The sequence below is a fragment of the Streptomyces sp. NPDC086766 genome (genome assembly GCF_044746005.1).
GTDB lineage: Bacteria > Actinomycetota > Actinomycetes > Streptomycetales > Streptomycetaceae > Streptomyces.
Map to the genome: position 1 here is coordinate 24459 of NZ_JBIVBI010000011.1, position 26447 is coordinate 50905.

21 protein-coding genes and 1 pseudogene are annotated in these 26447 nt (G+C 74.3%); 11 read left to right on the plus strand and 11 right to left on the minus strand.

Annotated features, from left to right (window positions below; genetic code table 11):
* Window positions 1-71 precede the first annotated feature (71 nt).
* From ACIPM1_RS20635 to ACIPM1_RS20645, 3 genes are all read left to right on the plus strand, one after another.
* Window positions 72-824 carry a GPP34 family phosphoprotein gene (locus tag ACIPM1_RS20635; protein WP_356188908.1) on the plus strand — a complete coding sequence of 251 codons (753 nt, stop codon included), beginning with the start codon at window positions 72-74 and terminating at the stop codon, window positions 822-824.
* Between the two features lie 300 nt (window positions 825-1124).
* The gene (locus ACIPM1_RS20640) at window positions 1125-1982 is read left to right on the plus strand and encodes a helix-turn-helix domain-containing protein (protein ID WP_402436753.1); all 858 of its coding nucleotides are present in this window, start codon (window positions 1125-1127) and stop codon (window positions 1980-1982) included.
* Window positions 1983-2199: 217 nt separating this feature from the next.
* Window positions 2200-2391, plus strand: a complete 192-nt coding sequence (locus ACIPM1_RS20645; RefSeq protein ID WP_356188912.1) for a DUF397 domain-containing protein — start codon at window positions 2200-2202, stop codon at window positions 2389-2391.
* Window positions 2392-2701: 310 nt separating this feature from the next.
* On the opposite strand, the gene ACIPM1_RS20650 is transcribed toward ACIPM1_RS20645, so the two are convergent.
* The 4 genes from ACIPM1_RS20650 to ACIPM1_RS20665 form a co-directional block, all read right to left on the minus strand.
* Window positions 2702-3820: an ADP-ribosylglycohydrolase family protein gene (locus tag ACIPM1_RS20650; protein ID WP_402436757.1), complete on the minus strand. Its 1119-nt coding sequence runs from the start codon at window positions 3818-3820 to the stop codon at window positions 2702-2704.
* A 228-nt stretch (window positions 3821-4048) separates the two neighbouring features.
* A complete protein-coding gene (locus ACIPM1_RS20655) occupies window positions 4049-4615 on the minus strand; it encodes a hypothetical protein (protein WP_356188916.1) in 567 nt (188 codons plus the stop codon).
* Between the two features lie 91 nt (window positions 4616-4706).
* Window positions 4707-7292 carry a bifunctional FO biosynthesis protein CofGH gene (locus ACIPM1_RS20660; protein ID WP_402436761.1) on the minus strand — a complete coding sequence of 862 codons (2586 nt, stop codon included), beginning with the start codon at window positions 7290-7292 and terminating at the stop codon, window positions 4707-4709.
* A 114-nt stretch (window positions 7293-7406) separates the two neighbouring features.
* Complete coding sequence (locus tag ACIPM1_RS20665) at window positions 7407-8258, minus strand: LLM class F420-dependent oxidoreductase (RefSeq protein WP_402436764.1); 852 nt, start codon at window positions 8256-8258, stop codon at window positions 7407-7409.
* A gap of 153 nt (window positions 8259-8411) precedes the next feature.
* Here ACIPM1_RS20665 and ACIPM1_RS20670 point away from each other — a divergent pair.
* The 3 genes and pseudogenes from ACIPM1_RS20670 to ACIPM1_RS20680 all read left to right on the plus strand — a co-directional run.
* Window positions 8412-9897, plus strand: a pseudogene (locus tag ACIPM1_RS20670) (CehA/McbA family metallohydrolase); the annotation flags it as partial.
* A gap of 293 nt (window positions 9898-10190) precedes the next feature.
* Window positions 10191-13139, plus strand: a complete 2949-nt coding sequence (locus ACIPM1_RS20675) for a BTAD domain-containing putative transcriptional regulator (protein ID WP_402437112.1) — start codon at window positions 10191-10193, stop codon at window positions 13137-13139.
* Between the two features lie 205 nt (window positions 13140-13344).
* Entirely contained in the window at window positions 13345-13524 is a 180-nt protein-coding gene (locus ACIPM1_RS20680; RefSeq protein WP_402436766.1) for a hypothetical protein, read from the plus strand.
* 141 nt (window positions 13525-13665) lie between these two features.
* Here ACIPM1_RS20680 and ACIPM1_RS20685 read toward each other — a convergent pair whose 3' ends face one another.
* The 3 genes from ACIPM1_RS20685 to ACIPM1_RS20695 all read right to left on the minus strand — a co-directional run bounded on the left by ACIPM1_RS20685 (window position 13666) and on the right by ACIPM1_RS20695 (window position 17590).
* Window positions 13666-14244 carry a hypothetical protein gene (locus tag ACIPM1_RS20685; protein WP_402436769.1) on the minus strand — a complete coding sequence of 193 codons (579 nt, stop codon included), beginning with the start codon at window positions 14242-14244 and terminating at the stop codon, window positions 13666-13668.
* 96 nt (window positions 14245-14340) lie between these two features.
* Window positions 14341-16671 carry a PQQ-binding-like beta-propeller repeat protein gene (locus ACIPM1_RS20690; protein ID WP_402436772.1) on the minus strand — a complete coding sequence of 777 codons (2331 nt, stop codon included), beginning with the start codon at window positions 16669-16671 and terminating at the stop codon, window positions 14341-14343.
* Window positions 16672-16861: 190 nt separating this feature from the next.
* On the minus strand, window positions 16862-17590 hold the full coding sequence (locus ACIPM1_RS20695; protein ID WP_402436775.1) for a VOC family protein: 729 nt from the start codon (window positions 17588-17590) through the stop codon (window positions 16862-16864).
* Window positions 17591-17724: 134 nt separating this feature from the next.
* On the opposite strand from ACIPM1_RS20695, the gene ACIPM1_RS20700 reads away from it, so the two are divergent.
* The gene (locus ACIPM1_RS20700; protein ID WP_402437114.1) at window positions 17725-18360 is read left to right on the plus strand and encodes a TetR family transcriptional regulator; all 636 of its coding nucleotides are present in this window, start codon (window positions 17725-17727) and stop codon (window positions 18358-18360) included.
* A 107-nt stretch (window positions 18361-18467) separates the two neighbouring features.
* On the opposite strand, the gene ACIPM1_RS20705 is transcribed toward ACIPM1_RS20700, so the two are convergent.
* Window positions 18468-18920: an Lrp/AsnC family transcriptional regulator gene (locus ACIPM1_RS20705; RefSeq protein ID WP_402436778.1), complete on the minus strand. Its 453-nt coding sequence runs from the start codon at window positions 18918-18920 to the stop codon at window positions 18468-18470.
* An 82-nt stretch (window positions 18921-19002) separates the two neighbouring features.
* Here ACIPM1_RS20705 and ACIPM1_RS20710 point away from each other — a divergent pair, with 82 nt between their 5' ends.
* On the plus strand, window positions 19003-19626 hold the full coding sequence (locus ACIPM1_RS20710; RefSeq protein ID WP_402436781.1) for a LysE family translocator: 624 nt from the start codon (window positions 19003-19005) through the stop codon (window positions 19624-19626).
* A gap of 56 nt (window positions 19627-19682) precedes the next feature.
* A complete protein-coding gene (locus ACIPM1_RS20715) occupies window positions 19683-20348 on the plus strand; it encodes a pyridoxal 5'-phosphate synthase (RefSeq protein WP_402436784.1) in 666 nt (221 codons plus the stop codon).
* 167 nt (window positions 20349-20515) lie between these two features.
* On the opposite strand, the gene ACIPM1_RS20720 is transcribed toward ACIPM1_RS20715, so the two are convergent.
* Window positions 20516-21376 carry a GNAT family N-acetyltransferase gene (locus ACIPM1_RS20720; RefSeq protein WP_402436787.1) on the minus strand — a complete coding sequence of 287 codons (861 nt, stop codon included), beginning with the start codon at window positions 21374-21376 and terminating at the stop codon, window positions 20516-20518.
* A gap of 40 nt (window positions 21377-21416) precedes the next feature.
* Window positions 21417-22031 (minus strand): GNAT family N-acetyltransferase, encoded by a 615-nt coding sequence (locus ACIPM1_RS20725; protein ID WP_402436790.1) that lies wholly within the window; start codon window positions 22029-22031, stop codon window positions 21417-21419.
* Window positions 22032-22353: 322 nt separating this feature from the next.
* Here ACIPM1_RS20725 and ACIPM1_RS20730 point away from each other — a divergent pair, with 322 nt between their 5' ends.
* On the plus strand, window positions 22354-23568 hold the full coding sequence (locus ACIPM1_RS20730; protein WP_402436792.1) for a flavin-containing monooxygenase: 1215 nt from the start codon (window positions 22354-22356) through the stop codon (window positions 23566-23568).
* A gap of 152 nt (window positions 23569-23720) precedes the next feature.
* Here ACIPM1_RS20730 and ACIPM1_RS20735 read toward each other — a convergent pair whose 3' ends face one another.
* On the minus strand, window positions 23721-25064 hold the full coding sequence (locus ACIPM1_RS20735; RefSeq protein WP_402436794.1) for an MFS transporter: 1344 nt from the start codon (window positions 25062-25064) through the stop codon (window positions 23721-23723).
* Between the two features lie 71 nt (window positions 25065-25135).
* Between ACIPM1_RS20735 and ACIPM1_RS20740 the strand changes: the two genes are divergently transcribed.
* Entirely contained in the window at window positions 25136-26131 is a 996-nt protein-coding gene (locus ACIPM1_RS20740; RefSeq protein WP_402436796.1) for a GlxA family transcriptional regulator, read from the plus strand.
* The last annotated feature ends 316 nt before the right edge of the window (window positions 26132-26447 follow it).

Genomic DNA, 26447 nt, shown 5'->3' on the forward strand with positions numbered 1-26447 from the left:
CCGGTCACGCGCCCTCGACAGACCAATGTGAGAGGGGTCACCCTGTCTTTCATCCACGCGGGGAGGCATGGATGGGCAGGAGCCGCAGAACACTTCCGGAGGAGCTTCTGCTGCTGGCACTGGACCCGGCCACGGGTACCACTGCGCAGCCGCAGTCGCTCGACCTCGGTCTGGCCGGAGCACAGCTAGTGGAGCTGGCGCTGGCCGGACGGATAGCCCCAGACGGGGATCGTATCGCCGTGGTGGCACCACGGCCGACAGGAGATCCAACTCTGGACTGCGCGTTGGAGTTGCTGCGAAGGCGCGGCGCTCCGGTGCGGGCGGTCCACTGGATCGGCGGGCCACGTCTCGGGCTCCGCCAGATCTACCTGACGCATCTGGAGCGGTGCGGCATGGTCGCCGCCGTGCCCGGCCAGATGTGCGGGGTGCTGCCGACGACTCGCTACCAGGCGACGGACACCGCCATCAGCCGGGAGATCAGGTCCCGGCTGGACTCCGCGATCCGCACCGGCGTACCGCCGGACCCGCGGACCGCGGCGCTCGCCGCGCTGGCGCACGCGGTCGGCCTCGGCAAGCACCTGTACCCGGGCAACGAAGGACGCTCGTCGCGTTCCCGGTTGCGGGATCTGATCAGGCACGACCCGATGGGCGGGCTCGTCGCGCACGCCGTGATGGACGTCCAGAACGGCGCCGCGGCCCAGCCGCGGCGCAGCCCGGGCCCGACGGGCCGCCAGGCCCCCGGCGTGAGGTCGGCTTCGGAACCCGCCCGCGGTGTTCCGATGCAGCCGCGCCACGGATCCATGGCGCGCGCCGTGGCCCACTAGCCGCACCGGCACCGGCACCACAGCACCGCCGGCGCGCCGAGCCGCGCGCCCCGCACGACCCGGCGCCGCACCGTCTCGGTCCCCACGACCCGGTACGGAAGCCACCGGCGAGCGGGGTGGCGGGATCACGAGGTCCCGCCACCCCGCCCGGCGGCATGTCCGGGTCGCTCGGGTGATCGGTCGAACCGACGCGTACGTGCCGCATATCCGGCGTTTTCCAGCGGTAGGAAGCACCGTGGTGGCAGTCTGCTGAGCAGCAGATACGCAAAGTAGAAGTATGCAGCCGGAGGTGCGCGTCCCGTGGCGTCCAATGTCAATCCCACCGTCAGACGACGCCGGCTGGGCCAGGAGCTCCGCAGGCTCCGCGAGCTCAAGGGCATGACGGCCGAGGAAGTGGCCGAGCGGCTGCTGGTGTCGCAGTCGAAGATCAGCCGTCTGGAGAACGGGCGGCGCAGTATCAGCCAGCGCGACGTCCGCGACCTGTGCGGGGTCTACGAGGTGGAGGACCACCGGATCGTCGACTCGCTGATGCAGATGGCCAAGGACTCGCGCCAGCAGGGCTGGTGGCACTCCTTCGGCGACATCCCGTACAGCGTCTACATCGGCCTGGAGACGGACGCGGCGAGCCTGAGGGTGTACGACCCGCAGGTGGTGCCGGGGCTGCTCCAGACCCGTCAGTACGCCGAGTCGCTCATCGCGGGAGCGCTGCCCGAGACGGCGTCCGCGGACATCGAGAAGCGCGTCCAGGTCCGGATGCGGCGGCAGGAACGAATCTCCGCCGCCGAGAACCCGCTGCGCCTGTGGACGGTGCTGGACGAGGCCGCGCTGCGCCGGGTGGTCGGCAACCGGTCCCTGATGCGCGATCAGCTCGAGCACCTCGTCGAGCAGTCGAACCTGCCGCATGTGACCGTGCAGGTCATCCCGTTCGACATGGGCGCGCATCCGGGCCTCAACGGCCAGTACGCGATCCTGGAGTTCCCGGACGCCGCCGACTCCAGCGTCGTCTACATCGAGGGCGTCACCAGCGACCTGTATCTGGAGAAGGCGAACGACGTCCAGAAGTACAGCGTGATGTACGAGCATCTGCGGGCGCAGGCACTGAACGTGGAACAGTCGCGCCAGTTCATCGCGGACATCGCCAAGGACTACGCACGCTGAGAGGTGCGCGCACGGTACACCTTCACCCGGCCGAATTGGAAGCTCCAGTGGTATATGCCATCCGGTCGAGTGAATAGTCGCTTCGGATGCCGAGCGTGGCGAGTAGCGTCGATCACGCCAACGGACATCAAGGTTGGCGTAAACCGCGCGATGGGTTTCCGAACCGGAACGCGTCGTGCGGTGACAGCAATTCGACAACTTGCAATCCGGAGCAGAAATGGCAATTCGTCAGGGTGCCACGGACACGTGGACCAAGTCCTCGTACTCCACGGGCAACGGCGCGTGCGTCGAGGTCAAGTCACCGGTGGTCGCGGCCATGGCCGTGCGGGACTCCAAGGTCCCCGCGGGCCCGGTGCTGGGCTTCCCCGCCGCGGCGTGGAACGCCTTCGTGGCCTCCGTCAAGGCGTGAGGGGAGGGTCTTCCTGATCCTCGCCGACGCCGGGACCGACCCGGCACCGTCGTCAACCGCACAAGCACCGTCGCAAGAGCCCTCTCGACCAGTTCGCCGTCCTCGCCGAGGGGGCTCGGCTTGTGCCCTGCCGCAGCCCGTCGACGTACGTGTGCGTGCCCGGCGCGGCCGGCAGGAACGGCTCGGCCGGTTCCGCTCTCCCCGGTTCCGCCCGGGCGACCCGCTTTGATACCCGTCCCGGCTCCGGCGGGGCGGGGCACGACATGGTGGGCGGCAGCCGTCGCACCGACCCTCCGCGACCCACGGCCGGTCAGGCCCCGCGCGGATAGCGGGCCAGCCACCCCGGGGACGACCCGGCGGGTCCGTGCAGGGCGGGTCCCTGCGTCATCTCCATCGCGAAGTCGTCCGCCAGCACCAGCAGCGTGGGACGGCCCTCCAGTTCGGCCAGCCAGGCCGGCGGGAGGGCCGTCTCGCCGTGCAGGGCGCCCAGCAGCCCGCCGGTGAGGGCGCCGGCCGCGCCCGAGGACCCGCTCTGGTTCACCGCGAGGCACAGCCCGTGCCGGACGTCCTCGCCGACGAGGGCGCAGTACACGGAGGCGGCCAGCAGCCCCTCCGCCGTGCCCTCCCCCACCAGCTCCTCCACCCGGGACGGGGTCGGCATCCCCTGCCGCACCGCGCCCAGGGCGTGCTGGAGGGCGTCCGACACCGGCTGGTGCCCCGGGCGCACGGCGAGCAGCGCCAGCGTCTTCTGCACGGCGCCGTCGAGCCCGTCGCCGCGCGCGAGGGCGTGCACGAGCGCGGCGTACGCGCCCGCCGTCAGGCAGGCGGTGGGGTGGCCGTGGGTCTGCGCGGCGCACTCCACGGCGAGCTGCATGACGAGTTGGGGCTCCCAGCCGACCAGCAGGCCGAAGGGGGCGGAGCGGCCGGCCGCCTCGGGGCCGGCCTCGCCGGGGTTCTTGGGCGCCTCCAGCGTCCCCATGGTCTCGTCGCCGAACCCGGTGAGCAGCGCCCGGGTGGGATCGCGACGGGCGTAGAGCCACTCCTCGCGGGCCAGCCAGCCGTCGTCCTTGCGGCGCTCGTCGGGGCCCCAGTCCCGCTGGGTGGCGGCCCAGCGCAGATACGCCCGGTGCAGATCGGTCGGCGGGTGCCAGACGCCGGTGTCCCGGCGGACCTGCGCCCTGATCAGCCCGTCGAGGGAGAAGAGGGTGAGCTGGGTGAAGTGGGTGACGGCGCCGCGCCGCCCGTAGGACGGGGCGAGGTCGACGAGCCCCTCGGCCCCGTGCGCCTCCCGGATCCCGGCGAGGTCCAGCCGGTCCGCCGGCGCCCCCAGGGCGTCCCCCACGGCCACCCCGAGCAGGGTGCCGCGCACCCTGCTGCGAAAGTCCTGCTGCTCACCGCGTCCCCAGACGGCACCGGACGTCGTACTCACCCTGGCCTCCTCCCGGCACCGTCCGTACGTACGACAGCTCAGCACTGTATTCGAACGGGAACGGTCTGTTCAGGACCAGGATCGGTACCGGAAGTGGAGCCCGGATGGTCACGCCGTGAAGACTTCTCAGGCGTGGCAGGTGACGTTGCCCACGTGCGCCGCCAGGGCACGGGGCTGCGCGATCCACGGTCGTCCTCCTCTTCGTGGACCAGCACCCGCGCCGGCTTCCTACTTGACGACCGTCACCTTCGTCGGGGCCGAGGTGAAGGTCCACAGGGCCGTGCCGTCGGGCTTGGGCATGCGGATGCCGCCGGTCGGCTTGCCCGCGGCGGGCGGGGGCGGCGAGGAGCCGTCCACGGCGTTGGAGAAGGCGACGGAGACACCGGACTCGGCGGCGAAGTAGACGATGTGCTCGACCTGGACGCCGTCGGAGCCGGTGGTGGCGGCCAGGCGGCGGGAGACCGCGTAGGTGCCGGGGGCCGGGTCGACCGTGCCGGGCCAGACCGTGAAGGTGCGGCTGGGCGAGTCGCTCGCGTCGACCAGCCAGACCCGGTGCTGCCCGACGGAGTAGACGATCCGACGGCCGGTCCCGCTGCCGGGCGGCACGGCCGGCGGAGCGGGCTTCTTCGGGGTGGCGGAAGGACGCGCGCCCGCCGACGCGGAGGCGCTCGGCCGGGCGGTGCCGGCCGTCGGGTGCGCTCCGTGGTCCGCCTGCACCGCCAGCACGACGACCGCGGCGACCGCTCCCGCGGTCAGACCCCCGACCCAGGCCCACGACGGTATTCGGGCAGGCATGGGCACGCATCTCCTCGGCTACGGTGCGACCCCTCCGGCGGGGGCCGGATCATCGTACTGTGGGCCGGCCCGCGCTCCGGCGGCCCGGTGGTCAGTCCAGGACCGGCAGCAGCTCCGGCAGGTGGCCGTCCGAGGCCGCCGCGGTGCGCTGCCGTTCCTCGGGGACCTCTCCGTAGACCGTGGTCCGCGGCTTCGCCGGGCGTCCGGCCGCCTCCGCCACCGCGACCAGGTCCTTGACCGACTTGTAGGAGCCGTAGGAGGACCCCGCCATGCGGGAGATGGTCTCCTCCATCAGCGTGCCGCCCAGGTCGTTGGCGCCGGAGCGGAGCATCTCCGCCGCGCCCTCGGTGCCCAGCTTCACCCAGCTGGTCTGGATGTGGGGGATGTGCGGGTGGAGCAGGAGGCGCGCCATGGCCGTCACCGCGCGGTTGTCGCGGATGGTCGGGCCCGGGCGGGCGATGCCCGCCAGGTAGACGGGCGCGTTGGTGTGGATGAAGGGGAGCGTGACGAACTCGGTGAAGCCGCCCGTGCGCTGCTGGATGCCGGCCAGGGTGCGCAGATGGCCGAGCCAGTGGCGGGGCTGGTCGACGTGGCCGTACATCATCGTCGACGACGAGCGGATGCCCAGCTCGTGGGCCGTGGTGACGACCTCGATCCAGGTCGCCGCCGGCAGCTTGCCCTTGGTGAGGATCCACCGGACCTCGTCGTCCAGGATCTCCGCGGCCGTGCCGGGGATGGTGTCGAGGCCGGCCTCCTTCGCCGCCGTCAGCCACTCCCGGACGGACATGCCGGTGCGGGTGGCGCCGTTGACGACCTCCATCGGGGAGAAGGCGTGCACGTGCATGCCCGGCACGCGCTCCTTCACCGCCCGCGCGATGTCGAAGTACGCCGTGCCCGGCAGGTCCGGGTGGATGCCGCCCTGCATGCACACCTCCACCGCGCCCACGTCCCACGCCTGCTGGGCGCGGTCGGCGACCTGCTCCAGGGAGAGGGTGTAGGCGTCGGCGTCGGTGCGGCGCTGCGCGAAGGCGCAGAAACGGCAGCCGGTGTAGCAGACGTTGGTGAAGTTGATGTTGCGGGTGACGATGTACGTCACGTCGTCGCCCACCGCGGACCTGCGCACGTCGTCCGCGATCCGGCACAGCGCGTCCAGCGCCGGGCCGTCCGCGTGGAGGAGCGCGAGGGCCTCCTCGTCCGTCAGCCGCGTCGGGTCGTCGGCGGCCGTGCGCAGGGCGGCCCGTACGTCGGTGTCGATGCGCTCCGGCGCCATCCCGGGGGCGGCCGCCTCGCGCAGGGCGTCCCAGTCGCCGTACACCTCGTCGAAGTCGGCGCGCCGGTTGGACGTTCGGCCCTCGGTGTCGATCGACGTGTGCAGGTCCGTACGCCCGGAGGACGTGAACGCCTCCTCCGGCTCCTGCCACGGCCGGCCCTCCACCACGGCGTCCTCGCGCGCCAGCCCGGTCCGCGGGTCCGCCAGCGCCCGCACGTGCGGCAGCAGCCGCGGGTCGAGCCAGGGCTCGCCGCGGGTGACGAACTCCGGGTAGACGCAGAGCCGTTCGCGCAGTTCGAAGCCGGCGGCCGCCGACCGCTCGGCCAGCTGCTCGATCTGCGGCCAGGGGCGCTCGGGGTTGACGTGGTCGATGGTGAGCGGGGAGACCCCGCCCCAGTCGTCGATGCCGGCGCCGATGAGCCGCTCGTACTCGGCGTCGACCAGGTTGGGCGGGGCCTGGAGGCAGGCGGACGGGCCCATGATGTGCCGGGCCACGGCCACCGTGGCGACCAGGTCGTCCAGTTCGGCGTCCGGCATGCCGCGCATGGCCGTGTCCGGCTTGGCGCGGAAGTTCTGGATGATCAGTTCCTGGATGCCGTGGTGGGCGCGGGCGACCTTGCGCAGCGCGAACAGGGACTCCGCGCGCTCCTCGTACGTCTCGCCGATGCCGATGAGGACGCCGGAGGTGAAGGGGACCGAGGAGCGGCCGGCGTCCTCCAGGACGCGCAGGCGTACGGCGGGTTCCTTGTCGGGGGAGCCGTGGTGGGGGCCGCCGGGCTCGGACCACAGGCGGGTGGCGGTCGTCTCCAGCATCATGCCCATGGACGGGGCCACGGGCTTGAGGCGCTGGAAGTCCGTCCAGCTCAGGACGCCCGGGTTGAGGTGGGGCAGCAACCCGGTCTCCTCCAGGATGCGGACGGAGACGGCCCGGACGTAGGCGATGGTGTCGTCGTAGCCGTGCGCGTCGAGCCACTCGCGCGCCTCAGACCAGCGGTCCTCCGGCTTGTCGCCGAGGGTGATGAGGGCTTCCTTGCAGCCGAGTTCGGCGCCCCGGCGGGCGATGTCGAGGACCTCGTCCGGCGACATGAACATCCCGTGCCCGGCGCGGCGCAGCCTGCCGGGCACGGTGACGAACGTGCAGTAGTGGCACTTGTCCCGGCACAGCCGGGTCAGCGGGACGAAGACGCTCTTCGAGTAGGTGATGACGCCGGGCCGGCCGGCCGCCTCCAGGCCCGCGTCCCGCACCCGGGCGGCGGACGCGGCCAGGTCCCGCAGGTGCTCGCCGCGCGCCTGGAGCAGCACCGCCGCCTCCGCGACGTCGAGGGCGACGCCGTCCCGGGCGCGTTTGAGGGCGCGACGCATGGAGTTCTCGGTGGGGCCGGTTCCGGAGGCCGCGGAGGTCGTCATTCTTCGAGCATACGATCGCGGTGATCAGCCGGGCGGAGTCCCGTCGAGGCCCCGGAGCCGAGTCCCGGCGGGCCTCCGGCTCCGAGTCCCGTCGGGCCCCGGAGCCGCGTGCCGTCAGGCCCCCAGAAAGGCCGTGAAGCCGTCCAGGGCGCGCAGGACCTCGGCCTCCCCGGCCGCGGGCAGCTGGACCACGACCTCCTCGATGCCGAGGTCGGCGTAGTGCGCGAGCTTGCCGGGGGTGGGCAGGACGGCGTACGGGACGACCTGGAGGGCGGCCGGGTCGCGCCCGGCGTCGGCCCAGGCGGCGCGCAGCACCGGCAGCGACTCCGCCAGGCCGCGCCCGCCGATGGGCAGCCACCCGTCGGCGTACTCGGCGATGTGCGCGAAGAGCTTCGGGCCGGCCGCCCCGCCGACGAGGGTGCGCGGCCCGGCGACCGGCCCGCGCGGCTTCTGCACCGGTTTGGGGAAGGCCAGGCTCGCCCGCACGCTCCCGAAGGGGCCCTGGTGGGCGACCGGTTCCTCGCTCCACAGGGCGCGCATCAGCGCCATCCGGTCCCGCACGAGGTCGCGCCGGCCGCGCCAGTCGACGCCGTGGTCGGCGGCCTCCTCCACGTTCCAGCCGAATCCGAGGCCGAGGGTGAAGCGTCCGCCGGAGAGGTGGTCCAGGGTCGCGATCTGCTTGGCGAGGCCGATCGGGTCGTGCTGGGCGACCAGGGTGATGCCGGTGCCCAGGCCGAGCCGTTCGGTCACCGCGGCGGCCTGGCCGAGGGCGACGAAGGCGTCGAGGGTGCGGCCGTACTCGCGCGGCAGCTCCCCGCCCGCCGGGTACGGGGTGGTCCGCTCGACCGGGATGTGGGTGTGTTCCGGCAGGTAGAGCCCGGCGAAGCCGCGCTGCTCCAGCTCACGGGCGAGCACGGTGGGGGTGACGGTCTCGTCGGTGAGGAAGATCGTGACGGCGATCTGCATGGCGGCGGCCTCCCGGTACGCGGCTGATGCCCCCTCTTGTACCGGCGGAAGCCGCCGGAGTCCATACCGACCGGTCGGGACCACCCGTCCGGAAAGCGCCGTCCCCCACTCCCCGAAAGCCCGCGGGAAGACCACCGGCACGGGCCCGGCGGACGCCCCTCGTTCCGTGACGGGGGCCGCGGCGGCCCCTAGGTTGGGAAGCGTGACCTTCGCGAGCGGCGCCGAGGCCGCGGACGGCGACCGGCGGACCCGGACGATCCGCGGCACCCTGCCGCCCGGGTCGCCGGACTACGTGTACGTCCCCGTCGAAGTCCCCTCAGGCGTGCGGGAGATCAGGGTCTCCTACACCTACGACAGGCCGTCCGTCCCGGCCGGCACCCCCGGCAACGCGCTCGACATCGGCGTCTTCGACGAGCACGGCACCGACCTGGGCGGCCGGGGCTTCCGCGGCTGGTCGGGCGGCGCCCGCACGGAGTTCTTCGTCCGCGCGGACGACGCCACGCCCGGCTACATCCCGGGTCCGGTGGGCGAGGGCACCTGGTACGTCGCCCTGGCCCCCTACACGGTGGCCCCGCAGGGCCTGTCGTACGAGCTGACGGTGACCCTGACGTCCGGCGAGCCGGGCACGACGCCGGAGCCGGTGTATCCGCCGCCCCGGGCCGAGGGCCGGGGCCGGGCCTGGTACCGCGGCGACTGCCACCTGCACTCCTGGCACTCCGACGGCCGCCGCACCCCCGCCCGGATCGCGGCGCTCGCCCGCGCGGCCGGCCTGGACTTCATCAACTCCTCGGAGCACAACACCCACTCCTCCCATCCGCACTGGGCGGCCCACGCGGGCGACGACCTGCTGATCATGCTGGGCGAGGAGGTGACGACCAGGAACGGGCACGTCGTGGCCCTCGGCACCGACCCGGGCACCTTCGTCGACTGGCGCTACCGGGCCCGGGACAACCGCTTCGGCCGCTTCGCCCGCCACATCCGCGCCGCCGGCGGCCTCGTCGTCCCGGCCCACCCGCACGCCACGTGCGTCGGCTGCGGCTGGAGGTTCGGCTTCGGCGAGGCGGACGCGGTGGAGGTGTGGAACGGCCCGTTCACGCCCGACGACGAGGTGGCGCTGGCCGACTGGGACAGCGCGCTGACGGGGGCGGTGCGCGAGGGGCGGGGCTGGACACCCGCGATGGGCGGCAGCGACGCGCACCGGGACCCGGACGTGGTGGGCCTGCCCCAGACGGTCGTGCTGGCCGACGACCTGACCCGGGAGGCGGTCCGGGAGGGCATCCGCGCGGGCCGCTCGTACGTGGCCGAGTCGAAGAGCGTCTCCCTGGCCTTCACGGCGTCGGACGGCCGGGGCCGGCACGCGGGCCTCGGCGAACGGCTGCGGGTGGACCCCGGTACGCCCGTGACGGTGCGTCTGGAGGTGTCGGGCGCCCCGCGCTGCTCGGTCCGTCTCGTGACCGACCAGGGCGTCCTGCTCACCGGTGACCCGCTCCCGGTATCCGGCTCGGGCGTGGTCGAGTGGCACACCACCCCGGCGTACGCGGCCTACGTCCGGGCGGAGGTCCGGCACGAGACGGCGCTGGGGCCGCTGCCGGGGGTGATGGCGGCGTTCACCAACCCGATCTTCCTGGGGCGCGAGTGAGGGAACGACCCGGTCGAGCCCCGGGGCCGCCGCGGTCGCTGTCGTCGGCCGGCGCGTCGGCCTCCTCATCGATCTGACGAGGCGTCACTCATATGAACCCGGCCCCGTACGGGCGGACTTGACGCCGGGAGGTACGGCCGCAGGTGCGGAGAGTATGTGTGGAGGTTGTGGACTCCCGTGTGCCGCCCTGTGATCGGAGTCGCGGGCGGCTGACGCATCCGGCGTGAACAAGGCAAACTGACGTGGTCGGTCAGGATGGCTAGGGGGACGGCATGGACGGTGTACCGCGAGCCGTGGACGGTGTGCCGCGCGTACCGGAGCAGCGGCGTCCCGGCTCCCCGGCGGAGCCGGACCGGCTGCGCTTCAGCGTGCTCGGCCCCGTGCGCGCCTGGCGCGGCGACGCACCGCTGGCCACCGGCTCCCCCCAGCAACGCGCGCTGCTCGCGGCCCTGTTGCTGCGCGAGGGCCGCACCGCGACCGCGGCCGAGCTGATCGACGCGGTGTGGGGCGAGGAGCCGCCGTCGCAGGCCCTGGCGGCGGTTCGGACGTACGCCTCCCGGCTGCGCAAGGCGCTGGACCCCGGGGTGCTGGTCAGCGAGTCGGGCGGGTACGCGGTGCGGGGCCTGGGCGAGGGCGCGCTGGACCTGGCGGCTGCGCAGGACCGGGCGGCCGAGGCGGAGAAGGCCCGGTCCGGCGGCGACCTGGGCCGCGCCCGGGACCTGCTGAACCGTGCGCTGGACCGCTGGGACGGGGAGCCGCTGGCCGGGGTGCCGGGACCGTACGCCCAGGCGCAGCGGGTCCGCCTGGAGGAGTGGCGCCTGCAACTGCTGGAGTCCCGCCTGGACATGGACCTGGAGCAGGGCTGCCACGCGGAGGCGGTGTCCGAGCTGACGGCGCTGACGGCCGCCCACCCGCTGCGCGAGCGGCTGCGCGAACTGCTGATGCTCGCGCTGTACCGCAGCGGCCGGCAGGCGGAGGCGCTCGCCGTCTACGCGGACACCCGCAGGCTGCTCGCCGACGAGCTGGGCGTGGACCCGCGTCCGGGCCTGCGCGAACTCCAGCAGCGGATCCTCCGGGCGGACCCGGCCCTCGCGGAGCCCTCCTCCCCGGTGGCCGAGCCCGCCGTGGTGCAGGTCCGCCCGGCCCAGCTCCCGGCCACCGTGCCCGACTTCACCGGCCGGGCGTCCTTCGTGGCCGAGCTGAGCGAGGTGCTGGCGTCGGCCAAGGGCCGGGTGATGGCGGTCTCGGCGCTCGCCGGGATCGGCGGGGTCGGCAAGACGACGCTGGCGGTGCACATGGCCCACCGGGCGCGCGCCGCCTTCCCGGACGGCCAGCTCTACGTCGACCTCCAGGGCGCCGGCCCGCGCGCGGCGGATCCGGAGACGGTGCTGGGCTCCTTCCTGCGGGCGCTGGGCACCGCGGACTCCGCGATCCCCGACTCGCTCCAGGAGCGGGCGGCGCTGTACCGCTCGGTCCTGGACGGCCGCCGGGTGCTCGTGCTGCTGGACAACGCGCGGGATGCGGCACAGGTGCGGCCCCTGCTGCCGGGCACGGACGGCTGCGCGGCGCTGGTGACGTCCCGGGTGCGGATGGTGGACCTGGCGGGCGCGCACCTCGTCGACCTGGACGTGATGTCCCCGGACGAGGCGCTGGAGCTGTTCACCCGGATCGTCGGCGAGGAGCGGGTGGCCGCCGAGCGGGAGGCCGCCCTGGACGTGGTGGCGGCCTGCGGCTTCCTGCCGCTGGCCATCCGCATCGCCGCCTCGCGCCTGGCCGCCCGCCGCACCTGGACGGTCTCGGTGCTCGCGGCCAAGCTCGCCGACGAGCGGCGCCGCCTGGACGAGCTCCAGGCCGGGGACCTGGCGGTGAAGGCGACCTTCGAACTGGGCTACGGCCAGCTGGAGCCGGCCCAGGCCCGCGCCTTCCGCCTGCTGGGCCTGGCGGACGGCCCGGACATCTCCCTGGCGGCCGCCGCGGCCGTGCTGGACCTGCCCGCGGAGGAGACTGAGGACCTGCTGGAGACCCTCGTCGACACCTCCCTGCTGGAGTCGGCGGCGCCCGGCCGCTACCGGTTCCACGACCTGGTCCGCCTGTACGCGCGCGCCTGCGCGGAGCGGGACGAGCACCGGCCGAGCGAGCGGGACGCGGCGCTCGCGCGGCTGCTGGACTTCTACCTGGCGACAGCGGCAGGGGTGTACGCGATCGAGCGGCCCGGTGACCGGCTGGTGGACCACCTGGCGGCCGCGGAGTACCCGGGTCTGGTCTTCGAGGACCGGCACCGGGCGCAGGACTGGCTGTACGCGGAGGCCGTCTCCCTGCTCGCCTGCGTCCGCCAGTCCACCCGGCCCGGCTTCCTCAGGCGGGCCGTCGACACCCTCTGGGCGGCCGTCGACCTCGCCGAGTCCGGCACCAACTCCAAGGCCTACGAGGGGGTCGCGGCGGCGCTGCGGGACGCGGCGGCGCGGGCCGCCGACCCGCACGCCGAGGCGCGGGCCCTGATCATGACCGCCTATGTCCACCACATCACCGGCCGTTTCGACCTGGCGGTGCGGGCCGCCGAGCGGGCGGCGGAACTCAGCACCGGCGCCGATCCCCTGGCGGCCTGCTGGGCCTACAACACGCTCGGCGTGATCGCGCTCTACCAGAACCGGTACGACGACGGCGAGGCGCAACTCACCCGCGCCATCGCGGGGTTCCGCGCCTGCCTGGACCGGCCGGGCGAGGCGAGCGCGCTGTGCAACCTCTCGCGCATCCACCTGGCGACCGGGCGCACGCACAGCGCGGTCTCCCTGGCCCAGCAGGGCGCCGACACGTACGACGACATGGGGCACGCCCTCAAGGGCGCCAACGGCCGTTACGCGCTGGGCCTGGCGCTCACCGAGAGCGGGCGGCACGGGGAGGCCGCGGCGCGGCTGCAGGAGGCGCTGGCGGTGTTCCGGGACAGCCGGCAGCAACTGTGGGAGGGCATGGCGCTGTTCCGGCTGGCAGAGGTCGATCTCGCCGCGCAGCGCCCGGCGCAGGCGGCGGCGAACGCGGAGACGGCGCTCACCGTGCTGCGGGACATCGGCGGCGACTGGCGGCGGGGCAACGCCCTCGTCGTCCTCGGCCGCGCCCTGCACGGCATCGGCCACGTCGGCCGGGCCCAGGTGTGCTGGCGTGAGTCGCTGGGCCTGTTCGAGGCGCTGGGCGCGCCCGAGGCCGCGACCGTGCGGGCGCTGCTCGCCCCGCTGGCCGTGGCCTGAGCAGGCCCGACGGGGCGTTCATCATTCGTTTATCGCCGCCCGGCAGTCTCGGACATGTCGAACCGTCGCGTCGGGGGGCAGACGGGACGACCGGTGGCCGTGCCATAGGGTGAACGGCCCCGAGTTGCCCGGCCGGCGGCCCACGGGGGAGCTGCCGGCCGGGCGCTCGACCACGGATCAGGAACCGCACGGGGAGGCAGTCGACATGAGCGACGAGAACACCACGGACAACATCCACGCGACCGACACCAAGTCGGGCACCGTCAGCGCGAACAACATCCACGCCACCAGCGAGCCGCTGAGCGGCAAGAACCCGCTCGCAGCGGACGAGGGCACCGGCGAGGCCACCACGGACAACATCCACGCCACGGACGAGCCCGCCTGACCCGACTGCCCCCAGGGGGACGGCCGCGGGAGCACGGAGGGGAGCCGCCGCGGCCGCACGACGTGCCGCCCGCACCGCGTAAGATGGTGCGGGCGGCACGTCGTTCACCGCGTCCCGACGGGGTGGTGCGGCGGACGCCGGTCAGGACGTGGCCGGGGCGGCCGGGTCCAGGGCGCAGTGGTCGGTCCGGGCGACCCGGTCGTCGCCCGGCAGCGGCACCCGCACCGTCGCCTTCCCGAACGCGGGCACCTCGGCCTCCGCCGTCCGGGAGGCGATCTCGTCGTTCCCGGCGTCCCGGAAGCTCACGGTGACGGCGAACGTGCCGTCGGAGCCGTTGGGATTGGCGACCTCGACCGTCGCGTACGGCGTCTTCGGGGCGGCGCAGCTCACCAGCTTCGCCGTGGCGTCCCGCAGGGCCGGCGTGCTCGTACCGCTGCCGCTGCCCTGATCGTCGTCCGTGTCGTACCGGTCCCGGTGGGAGCCGGAGCCGTACGAACCGCCGTAGGAGTCGTCCGTGCCGTCGTCCTTGGAGACGCCGCCGGTGGTGGACGACGAACTGTCGTGGTCCTGACTGGAACTGCTGCAGCCGCCCGAGCCGCCGCCGTGGTAGCCGTGTCCGTGTCCGTGGCCGTGCCCTCGTCCCGACGAGAAACCCGTCAGGGACAGGACCACCAGCGCCGACACCGCCGTGAGCCTGAGTGTGTGCCCCCGTGATCGCATGGCCCCACCCTACGAGCCGCCTGTCACGGGCATGTCACCGCGGGACGACCGGGCCGCACCTGACCCGGGCCGCCGTCGTCCCGCCGCCGGCCCGGGTCAGGTCGTGCGGGCCGTGCCCGTCCCCTTCTCCGCGTCCAGCGCGTACACGCACCGGTCCTTGCTGCACGCGTACACCACCCCGTCCCGGACCACCGGGGAGCCGGTGATCTCGCCGCCGGTGGCGAGCTTCCAGCGCAGCCGGCCGTCGTCGGCCTTGAGGGTGTACAGCAGGTGGTCGGTGGAGCCGAAGTGGATGCGGCCCTCGGCGGCCGCCGGGGAGCCGACGATCTCGCCGCCCGCCTGGAAGCGCCACTTGGGCGTGCCGGTCACCGCGTCCAGGGTGTAGAGGCCCTTGCCGCTGCCTACGTGGACATGGCCCGCGGCGACCAGGACCGGGTCGATCCCGGCGCGGGACTCGGTGGCGATGCGCCAGCGGTCGCGGCCGTCGGCGGCGTCCAGGGCGTAGACCGTGCCGAGGTAGTCGGCCAGGTAGACACCGCCGCCGGTGACCGCGGGACCCGGCGCGAAGGCGGGCGGGCACAGGAACACCGCCGGGGCCTCGAAGTGCCAGCGCACCCGGCCGCTCGCCACGTCGAGGGCGAGGACGCGGGTGCCGGCCGAGACGTACACGCAGCCGTCCGGGGCGGGAGTCAGCCGCACCGGGACTCCGCCGCAGGAGGCGGCGTCGCCGATCGGATAGGACCAGCGCTCCTCGCCCGTGCGGGCCTCCAGGGCTCTCAGCCGGGCGTCCTGCCAGACGTACACCGTGCCGTCGTGGACGAGGGGTCCGGCCTCGGGCGACTCGAAGTCGCTCTGGGCGCCGGTCAGCTCCCACAGCTTCTGGCCGCTCGCGGCCTCCCAGCCCTGGACGCCGCCGCCCCGGGTGCCGGTGACGACCGTGCCCCGGTCGGCTCTGAGCGAGTACACCCAGGCGTCCGTCTGGAGCCGCCACAGGTCAGCTCCCTCCCGGGCGTCCAGGGCGAACAGGGTGGGCCCGTCGGAGGCGTGCACCCGGCCGTCCGCGACCGCCATCGACCAGGCCACGTCCCGCGTCTTGAAGCGGCGGCGGCCGGTGGCCACGTCCAGGGCGTGCACCTCGAAGGAGGTGACGTAGACGAGGTCGTCGGCGACGGCCGGGGTGCCCCACACGTCGTTGGACATGCGGAAGCGCCAGGGCCGCCAGCCGGTGGCGGTCTCCGGGGGCGCGGCGGGCACGGCCGGGTCGGCGCCGTTGACGCCGGGGCGGGGCCGGGACCAGGTGGCGGCGAGGCCGGCCTCGGGCGGGGGCGCCTTGACGGCGGCGGCGCGGGCGTCGGCGACCCGCGGCCCGGGGCCGATGGGGACCTGGGCGCCGGCCAGCCGCACCGGGCCGGAGTCGGGGGCGGGCGCCGGGGCGGGCACGGGCGCCGGGACGACCGGGTCGTGCGACGGCGGGGGCGGCACATGGGCCCGGCCGCCGCTGCGGGGCCCGGCGGCGGGCCGCGCGGGGGGACGGCCGCCGCGACGGCCCTCGATGAGGGCCACCGCCTTCTCCGGCAGCCAGGCCGAGGCGGTCCCGCTGTCGTCGGAGCCGGAGCCGAAGAGGTGAGGGGCCAGCTGGGCCTGGAGGTCGGCGGGCGAGGGCCGTCCTGGGGCCTCCATCTGCATGCAGGACTCGATCAGCGGGCGCAGCTCGTCCGGCAGGCCCTCCAGGTCCGGGCCCTCCCTCAGCAGCATGAAGACCGTCTCGACCGGGTTGGCCCCGTGGTACGGGGCGTGCCCGGTGGCCGCGAAGACGAGCGTCGAGCCGAGCGAGAAGACGTCGCTGGCGCCCGTCACGCTGCGGGAGTCCTTGGCCTGCTCGGGGGACATGTAGGCGGGGGTGCCCACGGCGACGTTCGTCATGGTCAGCCGGGTGTTGGAGACGCCGGAGGCGATGCCGAAGTCGATCACCCGGGGACCGTCCTCGACGACGAGGACGTTGGAGGGCTTCAGGTCGCGGTGGACCAGCCCGGCACCGTGGATGGACTGGAGCGCCTCCGCCACGCCCGCCGCGAGCCAGCGCACCGCCTGGGCCGGGAGGGGCCCGCACTCGGTCACTATCTCCTCGAGGGAGGGCGCGGGGACGTACGCGGTGGCCAGCCACGGCACGGCGGCGCGCGGGTCGGCGTCGACGACCGCGGCCGTGTAGAAGCCCGAGACCGCGCGGGCGGCCTCCACCTCGCGCGTGAAGCGCACCCGGAACAGCTGGTCCTCGGCCAGTTCGGTGCGGACCGTCTTGATCGCCACGCGCCGGCCGGACGCCGAGCGCGCGAGATAGACCAGCCCCATGCCGCCGGCCCCCAGCCGTCCCAGCACCTCGAACGGCCCGATCCGCCGCGGATCGTGCTGCGTCAGCTGATCCACCACTTGCCTGCCACCTCCCCGTACGAGCCGCGCCACCCACATATGTACGCGACCGAAGTGCAGCGTCTCACCACCGCACCGCCGCGGCGGCACGCACCCCGATTCTTCCTGGCCCGGCCACTGGTTGCGAACCAGACGACGAATCGGGATGTCCCGCCGCAAATCCCCCACTTTCCCCGGTGAGGGGCGGCCCTCACCTCTCCAGCAGGGCGAAGGACGCCCCCTGATTGTCGACGACGACGGCCACGGTTCCGTAGGACGTCTCGAAGTGCGGCACCTGCACCCGCCCGCCGAGCCGCTGGACGGCGCCGAGGGCGCCGGCGCCGTCCGCCACCCGGAAGTGCACCAGGAAGTGGGGCGGCATCTCGGTCGGAAAGACGTCGGTGACGGGGGCGCGGCCGAAGTCGGGCCTGGCGTCCGGCCCGAAGAGGGCCTCGTGGAAGACGTCGCCGTAGAAGGCGTTGGCGGTGTCGGTGTCGCGGGCGTACAACTGGGCCCAGGCGAAGGTGCCCGGCTCGTGCCGCCGGCCGAAGCCGGGATGGCCGGCCGGTTCCCACAGGCCGAAGACTGCGCCCTCCGGGTCGACGGCCAGCGCTGCCGTGCCGAGGCCGTCGACGGCCACGGGAGGCACCACGAGCTGCCCGCCCCGCACCCGGATGCGCCGGGCCAGGGCACGGACGTCCGGGGTGGCGAAGTACACGGTCCAGACGGTGGGCATCCGGCCGTCCGACTTGGGCGAGAGCGCGGCGACGCGTTCACCGTCCAGAAGGGCCCACACATAGCCCTCGGGTGCTCCCTCCTCGTCGAAGGTCCACCCGAAGAGCTCACCGTAGAAGCGCCGGCCCGCCCCCACGTCGGCGAGTTGCGCGTCCACCCAGCAGGGGACGCCCTCCGGGTACGCGGATGCCCTGTTTTCGGCCATGCCGTCAACGTAACCGGCTCTCCCGCAGGCCGCAGACCAGGCACACCAGCCTCCCCGAGCCCGTGCACCCCATTTGCAGTCGGCCGAATCGCGCTCCCATCACCCCTCGGTAAGCTGACGTCATGACAGGACAAGTGCGTACCGTCGACGGCCGCGTGGCCGGTCGGCGTGGGCAGGCGACCCGGCAGAAGCTGCTCGACTGCCTCAGAGAGATGCTCAGCTCCTCCCCGTACCGCGACGTCAAAGTCATCGATGTCGCCCGGAAGGCGGGCACTTCGCCCGCGACCTTCTACCAGTACTTCCCGGACGTCGAAGGCGCCGTCCTGGAGATCGCCGAGCAAATGGCCTCCGAGGGCGCCGGGTTGACCGATCTGCTCGAAGGGCATTCGTGGGTCGGCAAGGCCGGCTGGCAGACCGCCCAGGAACTCGTCGACGGATTCCTGGACTTCTGGCGCCGCAACGACGCGATCCTGCGCGTGGTCGACCTCGGGGCCGCCGAGGGCGACAAGCGCTTCTACAAGCTCCGTATGAAGATTCTGAACTCGGTGAACAGCGCCCTGGCGGACGCGGTCGCCGAACTCCAGTCCAAGGGACGGGTCGACAAGGACGTGAACCCGGCGGCGATCGCCGGTTCGCTGGTCACGATGCTCGCCGCGGTCGCCTCGCACCAGAAGGGCTTCACCTCCTGGGGCGTGAAACAGGCCGAACTGAAGCCCAACCTGGCGCTGCTGGTGCATCTGGGCATCACCGGCCGGAAGCCGACGCGGTAGCCCGCGGCCCGGCTCCGGCCTCGTTTTCTCCACGCCCCACGTCCTGTCAGGCAGGCGGCGGTCCACCCGGGTGGACCGCCGCCTGTCGCGCTGTGGGGCCCCGTGTGCTACGCCGGCAACGGCCGGGCCTCGACGACGTGCTTCATCACCAGGGTGGAGGTCAGCCGCTGCACACCCGGCAGCGTCGCCAGCCGTTCGTCGTACAGACGCTGGAAGGCGGCGAGGTCGGCGGTGGCCACCCGCAGCAGGTAGTCCGGGTCGCCGAAGAGCCGCTGCGCCTCCAGCACGTGCTCCACCTCGCTGACCGCCCGCTCGAACTCGACGACCGTGTCGCGGTCCTCCTGGCGCATGGAGACGAAGACCAGCGCCTCGAAGGTCAGGCCCACGGCGGCCGGATCCACCACGGCACGGTAGCCGCGCACGGCCCCCGACCGCTCCAGCTCCCGCAGCCGGCGGTGGCACGGCGAGACGCTCAGCCGCACCCGCGCGGCCAGCTCGGTCACGGTCAGCCGCCCATCCTGCTGCAGTTCCGCAAGAATCTTCCGGTCCACCTCGTCCATGGGGACGATTCTCCCCTGACCACCCCGATTTCGAGCAAACTTAAGAAACACTTTCGGAACAATCGGGCCTAATGTCCCTACCATGCACTACGGACCGCTCCTCTCCTTCCTCGCCGTCGACCTGCTCCTGGTCTGCGTACCGGGCGCCGACTGGGCGTACGCGATCGGCGCCGGGCTCAGGAACCGCTCGGTCGCGGTGGCGGTGGGGGGCCTGGTCGCCGGCTACGCCCTGCACACCGCGCTGGCGGTGGCCGGTCTCGCGGTCCTGGTCGCCGGGTCCCCGCGGCTGCTCACCGCCCTCACCGTGGCGGGCGCGGGCTATCTGGTGTGGCTCGGCTGGGGCGTGCTGCGCTCCCCGGCCGCGCCCGGTGCGGCCGAGGAGGGGCTCGGCGCGACCGGCCCCCGTGTCTTCCTGCGGGGCGCCGCGATCAGCGGCCTGAACCCCAAGGGGCTGCTGCTGTACCTCTCCGTCCTGCCCCAGTTCCTCGTCACACGGGACGCGCCCGTGCCCGTACCCGTGCAGACCGCCGTCCTCGGGCTGCTGCACATGGCGTGCTGCGCGGCCGTCTACCTCACGGTCGGCACGCTGGCCCGCGCACTCCTGCGCGCCCGGCCGTCGACGGCGCGGGCGGTGACCCGGACGTCGGGGGCGGCGATGCTGGGGATCGGCGCGTTCCTGCTGGTGGAGCGACTGGCGACGCTGTAGCGGCCGGTTCCGCCCGTCGGGGGCGGTGGTGCCGGGGCGTGGCCGATACTCGGGGGATGGAGACGGATCTGCACGAGCTGCTGAGGTCGCTGCGGGTGTGGGACCCGGAGGTCACCGAACTGGCGTCGTTCGACCCAGGGGCCGTGCCCGCGGACCCGCTGCCCCTGTTCACGACGTGGTTCGCCGAGGCGGTGGCTGCCGGGGAGCGGGAGCCGCACACCATGTCCCTGGCCACCGCCGACGCGGAGGGGCGGCCGGACGTCCGGATCGTGGTGCTGCACGGCGCCGACGAGAGCGGCTGGTCCTTCGGGACGCACGCCGACAGCCGCAAGGGCCACCAGCTCGCGGCCCGCCCGCAGGCGGCGCTCGCCTTCTACTGGCCGCTCCAGGGCCGTCAGGTCCGGGTGCGCGGGCCGGTCACCGCGGCGACGGCCGAGGAGTCCCGGACGGACCTGCACGCCCGCTCGACCGGCGCGCTGGCCGCCGCTCTCACCGGCCACCAGAGCCATGTGCTGGGGTCGGTGGAGGAGCTGCGGCAGGCGTCCGAGGCGGCCTGGGAGCGTGCCCGGAGCGAGCCGGACGCCGAGGTGCCCTCGTGGACCCTGTTCCAGCTCAGGCCCGAGGAGGTGGAGTTCTTCCAGGGCGAGGCCCGGCGCCGGCACGTCCGCCTGCGCTACCGCCGCGCCGGGGAGGGCTGGAGGCACGAGCTGCTGTGGCCCTGACCCCGCGCCGATCGCCCCTGCCCCGGTGACCCCCCGCCCGAGCGGCCTCCGCCCCCGTGGCCCCCTGCCGGGTGTCCCCCCGCCCAGGTGAGCCCCGCGCCGGTGACCCTCGCCCAGGTGAGCCCCGCGCCCGTGGTCTCCGCCCAGGTCCGCCGGAGGCGCGCGGCTCACGCGAAGGCGTACACCGCGAAGTCGGAGACCGGCCGGTAGCCGATCCGCTGGTACAGCCCGTTGCTGGTGGGGTTGGCGAGGTCGGTGAACAGCAGCACCTCGTCGGCCTCCGAGGCCAGCGCGCCCCGGGTGACCTCCGCCGTCACGGCGCCCGCGTAGCCCCGGCCCCGCAGCCCGGCCGGGGTGTAGACGGCGAGCACACGCACCTGCCCGGCGACCTTCGGGGCGGTCCCGGCCATGGCGGCGGGCGTCCCGTCGGGCAGCTCCCAGAGCATGAGGTCCCCGCACTCGGCCCGCTCGTCCGCCCAGTCCCCCGGGTCCCTGCCGGCCGGCTCGCCGACCTCGGCGCAGAACTCTCCGTACCACCGGGCCAGCAGCTCCCGGTCCTCCGCGCCCGCCACCCTCGCCCGGCCCGGCGGGACCGGCTCCGGCACGGTCAACTCGCCCAGCCGGTACAGCCGAAGCCGCTGGTGGAGGGCCGCCTCGGCGCCGGTTCGGCGCTGCCAGGCCGCGGCGAACGCTGCGGCGGTGTCGCGGTCGGCGTTGACCCCGGACAGGGCGCACCCGGAGACGGCCAGCCGTCCGGCCAGCGCGTCGGCCTCCTCCTCGGTGAGGGAGGTGAGCACGAGCGGATGGGGCGGGGTGCGGAAGAAGGCGGCCCGCACGGCCCCCTCCCCCCGCAGCACGCCGAACTCGGGTGCGCCGCCGCCGTAGAGGTGCACTCCGCGGGCGCGCAGGTTCTCCGTCACGGTCAGCGGCACGGTGTGCATCGCGGGCCGCCCGCGGAGGAAGTCGCCCGCGTGCGCGAGGAATTCGTCGAGAGCGCCGGTGAGGTACCAGTCGTCGTCGGAAGCCATGCCCCATGGTGCCGCCCCGCGGCCGGCCGTCGCCTCCGAATTACGGCGCCTCCGGCCAGGTCTCCGGCTCCGGGTCCGTGGCGAGGCGCGCGTGCAGGTGGGCGTCGCGGAAGGCGTCCCGCCGCCCCGCCTCGAAGACCGAGCCGCGCATCGTCCCCTCGTAGCGGAACCCGCACTTCTCCGCGACCCGGCAGGACACCTCGTGACCCACGGCGTGGTTCAACTCCAGCCGGTGAAGCCCCAGTTCGTGGTGCCCCCAGCGGGCGACCAGGCTCAGGGCCCGGGTGGCCACGCCCTGCCCGCGCGCCTCGGGGAGCACCCAGTACCCGAGCGTGGCGGCACCCAGAGCGCGCCTGATGTCGGTGGCGCCGATGTGCCCGAGCGTCGCACCGCTCTCCGCGTCCGCGATCAGGAACGACACGCTCGTCCCGTCCGCGCAGCGCCCTGCCCGCACCCGGAGTGAGTTCCGGGCGGCCGCCCGGTCGGTGACCGGGGTGAGCGGAGTGTTCCAGCGCGCGAACTCGGGGTCGGTGAGGCCGCGCAGCCACGCCTCGACGTCGGCGCGGGAGTCCGGGTCCCAGGGGCGCAGCCGCAGGCCCCGGCCGGCCAGCCATATGGACGAGAGGTTCGGGGAGTCACTGGGGTCGACGGTCACCGCCTCATTCAACACGGCGTGCCCGCGCGGCGCCCGCCCCTTCCGGACGGAAGGCGGGCACGCGGAACTCCCCGGCCGCGCGGAACCCCAACCCCAGCGGCGGCCCGGCCCGCACTCCCCCGGCCGCCGCCTCCTCGGCCATCCTCCGCGGCTCCCCGGCGAGTTCGGCCGCGACGGCGACGTACCGCGTCCGGTGCGGCCGCGCCTGCGGGCCGCCGGTGCCATCGCTCGCGCACACTCTCCCCACAGGCGTGATCAATCCGCAACCAATTCCGGTCTTGACCGAGACCCATCAACGGGTTGCGTGATTACGCTCGCGACCATGACCGACTCCTCCACATCCGTCCTCTCTGGCGCTCCGCACCCCGCCGACCGCCCCGTCTACGTCATCGGGGGCGGCCCGGGCGGCCTCGCCGCCGCGTACGCGCTGCGCGCCCGGGGGATACGCGCCGTCGTCCTGGAGCGGTCCGACCGGGTCGGGGCGTCCTGGCGGCGCCACTACGACCGGCTGCGCCTGCACACCACCCGGCGCCTGTCGGCGCTGCCGGGCCTGGCGATGCCCCGGCGGTTCGGGCGCTGGGTCGCCCGGGACGACGTGGTGCGCTACCTGGAGAAGTACGCCGAGCACCACGGACTGGAGATCGTGACCGGCGTCGAGGTCTCCCGCGTCGAGCGCCTGCCCGACGGCACCGGCTGGCTGCTGCGCGCCTCCGGCGGCCGGGAGCTGACCGGCGGCGCGGTCGTCGTCGCCACCGGCTTCAACCACACGCCCCGCGTGCCCGACTGGCCCGGAAGAGACACCTACACCGGCGAGTTCCTGCACGCCTCCGCGTACCGCGACGCCGGACCCTACGCGGGCCGTGACGTCCTCGTCGTCGGCGTCGGCAACACCGGCGCCGAGATCGCCGTGGACCTGGTGGAGGGCGGGGCCGCACGGGTCCGGCTGTCCGTGCGCACCGCCCCGCACATCGTGCGCCGGTCGACCGCCGGGTGGGCCGCGCAGTACACGGGCATCCTGGTACGGCGGCTGCCGGTCGGGCTCGTCGACCGGCTGGCCCGGCCGCTGGCGAGGCTGAGCGTGCCGGACCTCTCGGCGCACGGCCTGCCGCGCCCCGAGACCGGCCTGTACTCCCGCGTCACCGAGGGCGCGATCCCGGTCCAGGACGTCGGCCTGGTCGACGCGGTGCGCACGGGCAAGGTCGAGGTGGTCGCCGCCGTCGACGCCTTCGACGAGGGCAAGGTCGTGCTCGCCGACGGCAGCCGGATCGGACCGGACGCCGTCGTCGCGGCGACCGGGTACGTCCGCGGCCTGGAGGACCTCGTCGGCCATCTCGGCGTGCTGGACGGCCACGGCCGGCCGGCCGTCCACGGCCCCCGCGCCCCGCACGGCGCGCCCGGCCTGTACTTCACCGGCTTCACCAACCCCATCAGCGGCATGTTCCGCGAGCTGGCGATCGACGCGGAGCGCATCGCCAGGGCGGTCGCACGGGAGAACGCGCGGAGCGGCGGCGGCCGGGTGTCCCGCCTGCCGGCCTGAGAACCCGCCCGCCCGTCACCGGCGCCGGTTCCTCCGCGGCCGGGGCCGGCCCGCCCGGTTCCGCCAGGGCCTCCCTTCCGGATCGGCCCCGCTCCGGGCGGCGGTGCCTTCTGGGGCCCCGATCCCCGGGCGGGACACGAAGGAGAGGTCCTTCAGGCCGGCACCGGCGCGAGGGCCGCCGGGCGGCGGCGGATCACCAGGGCCATCAGGGCGGCCGCCGCGCACAGCGCTCCCGAGGCGTACCAGACCATGTCGTAGGAGCCGAAGACGTCCCGGGCGGCGCCGCCGAGGAAGGCGACGAGGGCGGCCCCGACCTGGTGGGAGGCGAGCACCCAGCCGAAGACGATCGCGCTGTCCTCGCCGTACTGCTCCCGGCACAGGGCGAGGGTGGGCGGGACGGTGGCGACCCAGTCGAGGCCGTAGAAGACGATGAAGAAGATCATCGGCGGGTGCACCGAGGGGGCCAGCAGCATCGGCAGGAACAGCAGGGAGACACCGCGCAGCGCGTAGTACACCGCGAGCAGGCGGCGCGGCTCGAAGCGGTCGGTGAACCAGCCCGAGGCGATGGTGCCGACCACGTCGAACACCCCGATGACGGCGAGCAGCGAGGCGGCCGCGGTGATGGGCATGCCGTGGTCGTGGGCGGCAGGCACGAAGTGGGTCTGGATCAGGCCGTTGGTGGAGGCCCCGCAGATGGCGAACGTGCCCGCGAGCAGCCAGAACGGCCCGGTGCGGACCGCCGAGGACAGCACGGTGAGCGTGCGCCGCGCGGCGCCGGCCACGGGCTCCGGCCGGGGGACGAACCGCGTCGCGCCGTACGGCTTCAGGCCCACGTCCGCCGGGTGGTCGCGCAGCAGCACCCAGACGAAGGGGACGACCGCGAGGGCGGCCAGAGCCACCGTCACCGCGGCGGGTCGCCAGCCGTGGTTCTCGACCGTCCAGGACAGCACGGGCAGGAAGATGAGCTGGCCGGAGGCGGACGCGGCGGTGAGGATGCCGCTGACCAGGCCGCGGCGCTCGGTGAACCAGCGGTTGGTGACCGTCGCCGCGAACGCCAGCGCCATCGCGCCGGTGCCGAGGCCGACCAGCAGCCCCCAGCAGAGCAGGAGCTGCCAGGCGGCCGTCATCCACACGGTGGCGCCGGAGCCCAGGGCGATGACCGCGAGCGCCGCGGCGACCACCCGGCGGATGCCGAAGCGGTCCATCAGCGCGGCGGCGAAGGGCGCGGTGATCCCGTACAGCGCGAGGTTGACCGAGACGGCGGCGCCGATCGTGCCCCGCGACCAGCCGAACTCCCGGTGCAGGGGGTCGAAGAGCAGGCCCGGCAGGGAGCGGAAGGCGGCCGCGCCGAGGATGGTCACGAAGGTGACGGCGGCGACGAACCAGGCCCGGTGGACGCGGGACGGCCTCCGGTCGGGACGGGGGGCGGGTGCTTCGGCGCCCGCGGGTCCCGCGGTCGCGGCTCCCGTGGCTGCGGATTCCGTTGTCTGGGTCACGTCATCGAGCTTCCAATGTTCCGTCCCTCCGATCGAGTGGCCCGAAGGACAGTGTTCGGTAGGATCGGGCCATGGATACGGTCACCGCTTCCCGTCCTCACCGCGTCGTCGTCCTCGCCCTCGACGGACTGCTCCCCTTCGAGCTGGGCATCCCGCACCGGATCTTCGGGCGGCCCCGGGACGCGGCGGGCCGGCCGCTGTACGAGGTGGTCACCTGCTCCGTGCGACCGCCGGGCCCGGTGGAGACGGACGCCGACTTCGCCGTGCACGTCCCGCACGGCCCGGAGACCCTCGCCACCGCCGACACCGTGGTCGTCCCCGCCTCGTACGAGCTCGGCCCGGTCTTCGAGGAGGGCGTGCTCACCGGCGAACTCGCCGCCGCCCTCGCGCACATCCGGCCCGGCACCCGGCTCGCCTCCATCTGCACGGGCGTCTACGTCCTCGCCGCGGGCGGATACCTCGACGGCCGCCCCGCGACCACGCACTGGGCCGACGCCGGCCGCTTCCAGCGGATGTTCCCGCGGATCAGGGTGGACGCGGACGTGCTGTTCATCGACGACGGGGACGTGCTCACCTCGGCGGGCGTCGCCGCCGGGATCGACCTGTGCCTGCACATGGTGCGCCGCGACCACGGCACCGCGGTCGCCAACGACGTGGCCCGGCGGACGGTCGTACCGCCCCACCGCGACGGCGGGCAGGCGCAGTTCATCGAGCGGCCGGTGCCCGACCCGCAGCAGGCGACCACCACCACGGCACGGGCGTGGGCGCTGGGCCGGCTGCACGAACCGATCCAGCTGCGCGACATGGCCGCCCAGGAGTCCATGTCGGTACGCACCTTCACCCGGCGCTTCCGCGAGGAGGTCGGGGTCAGCCCCGGGCAGTGGATCACCCAGCAGCGGGTGGAGCGGGCACGGCACCTGCTGGAGTCCACCGGCCTGTCCGTCGACCAGGTGGCCCGCGACTCCGGTTTCGGCACGGCCCAGTCGATGCGCCAGCATCTGCAGGCGGCGCTCGGGGTGACGCCCACGGCGTACCGGCGGACGTTCCGGGCGACCGTCAGAACGTGAGCGGCGCGCTCCGGCCGGACACCGGTGCCGCGCGCCCCGCCTCCGCGCCGGCCCGGGCGGTCTCGACGTCGACCGCCGTCCGCCCGACCTCGTGGACACGTCGCGGGAAGGCGGAGGTTGCGGGGCCGGAACGGGAATCTCGAGAAGTTGTCCACAGCCTGTGGAGAAGAGGGCCGGCTCGCGTTCCCGCCGCCGGCGGGATCCGGGCCGTTCGCCGGCGCGACGGGCACACCGGTGGCACCGCCGGCCGCTCTTCAGGGCCGTAGTGAACGCGACCTCCGGGGCAGCGCGGAGAGTCCGGGTGGCGGCGCGCTGT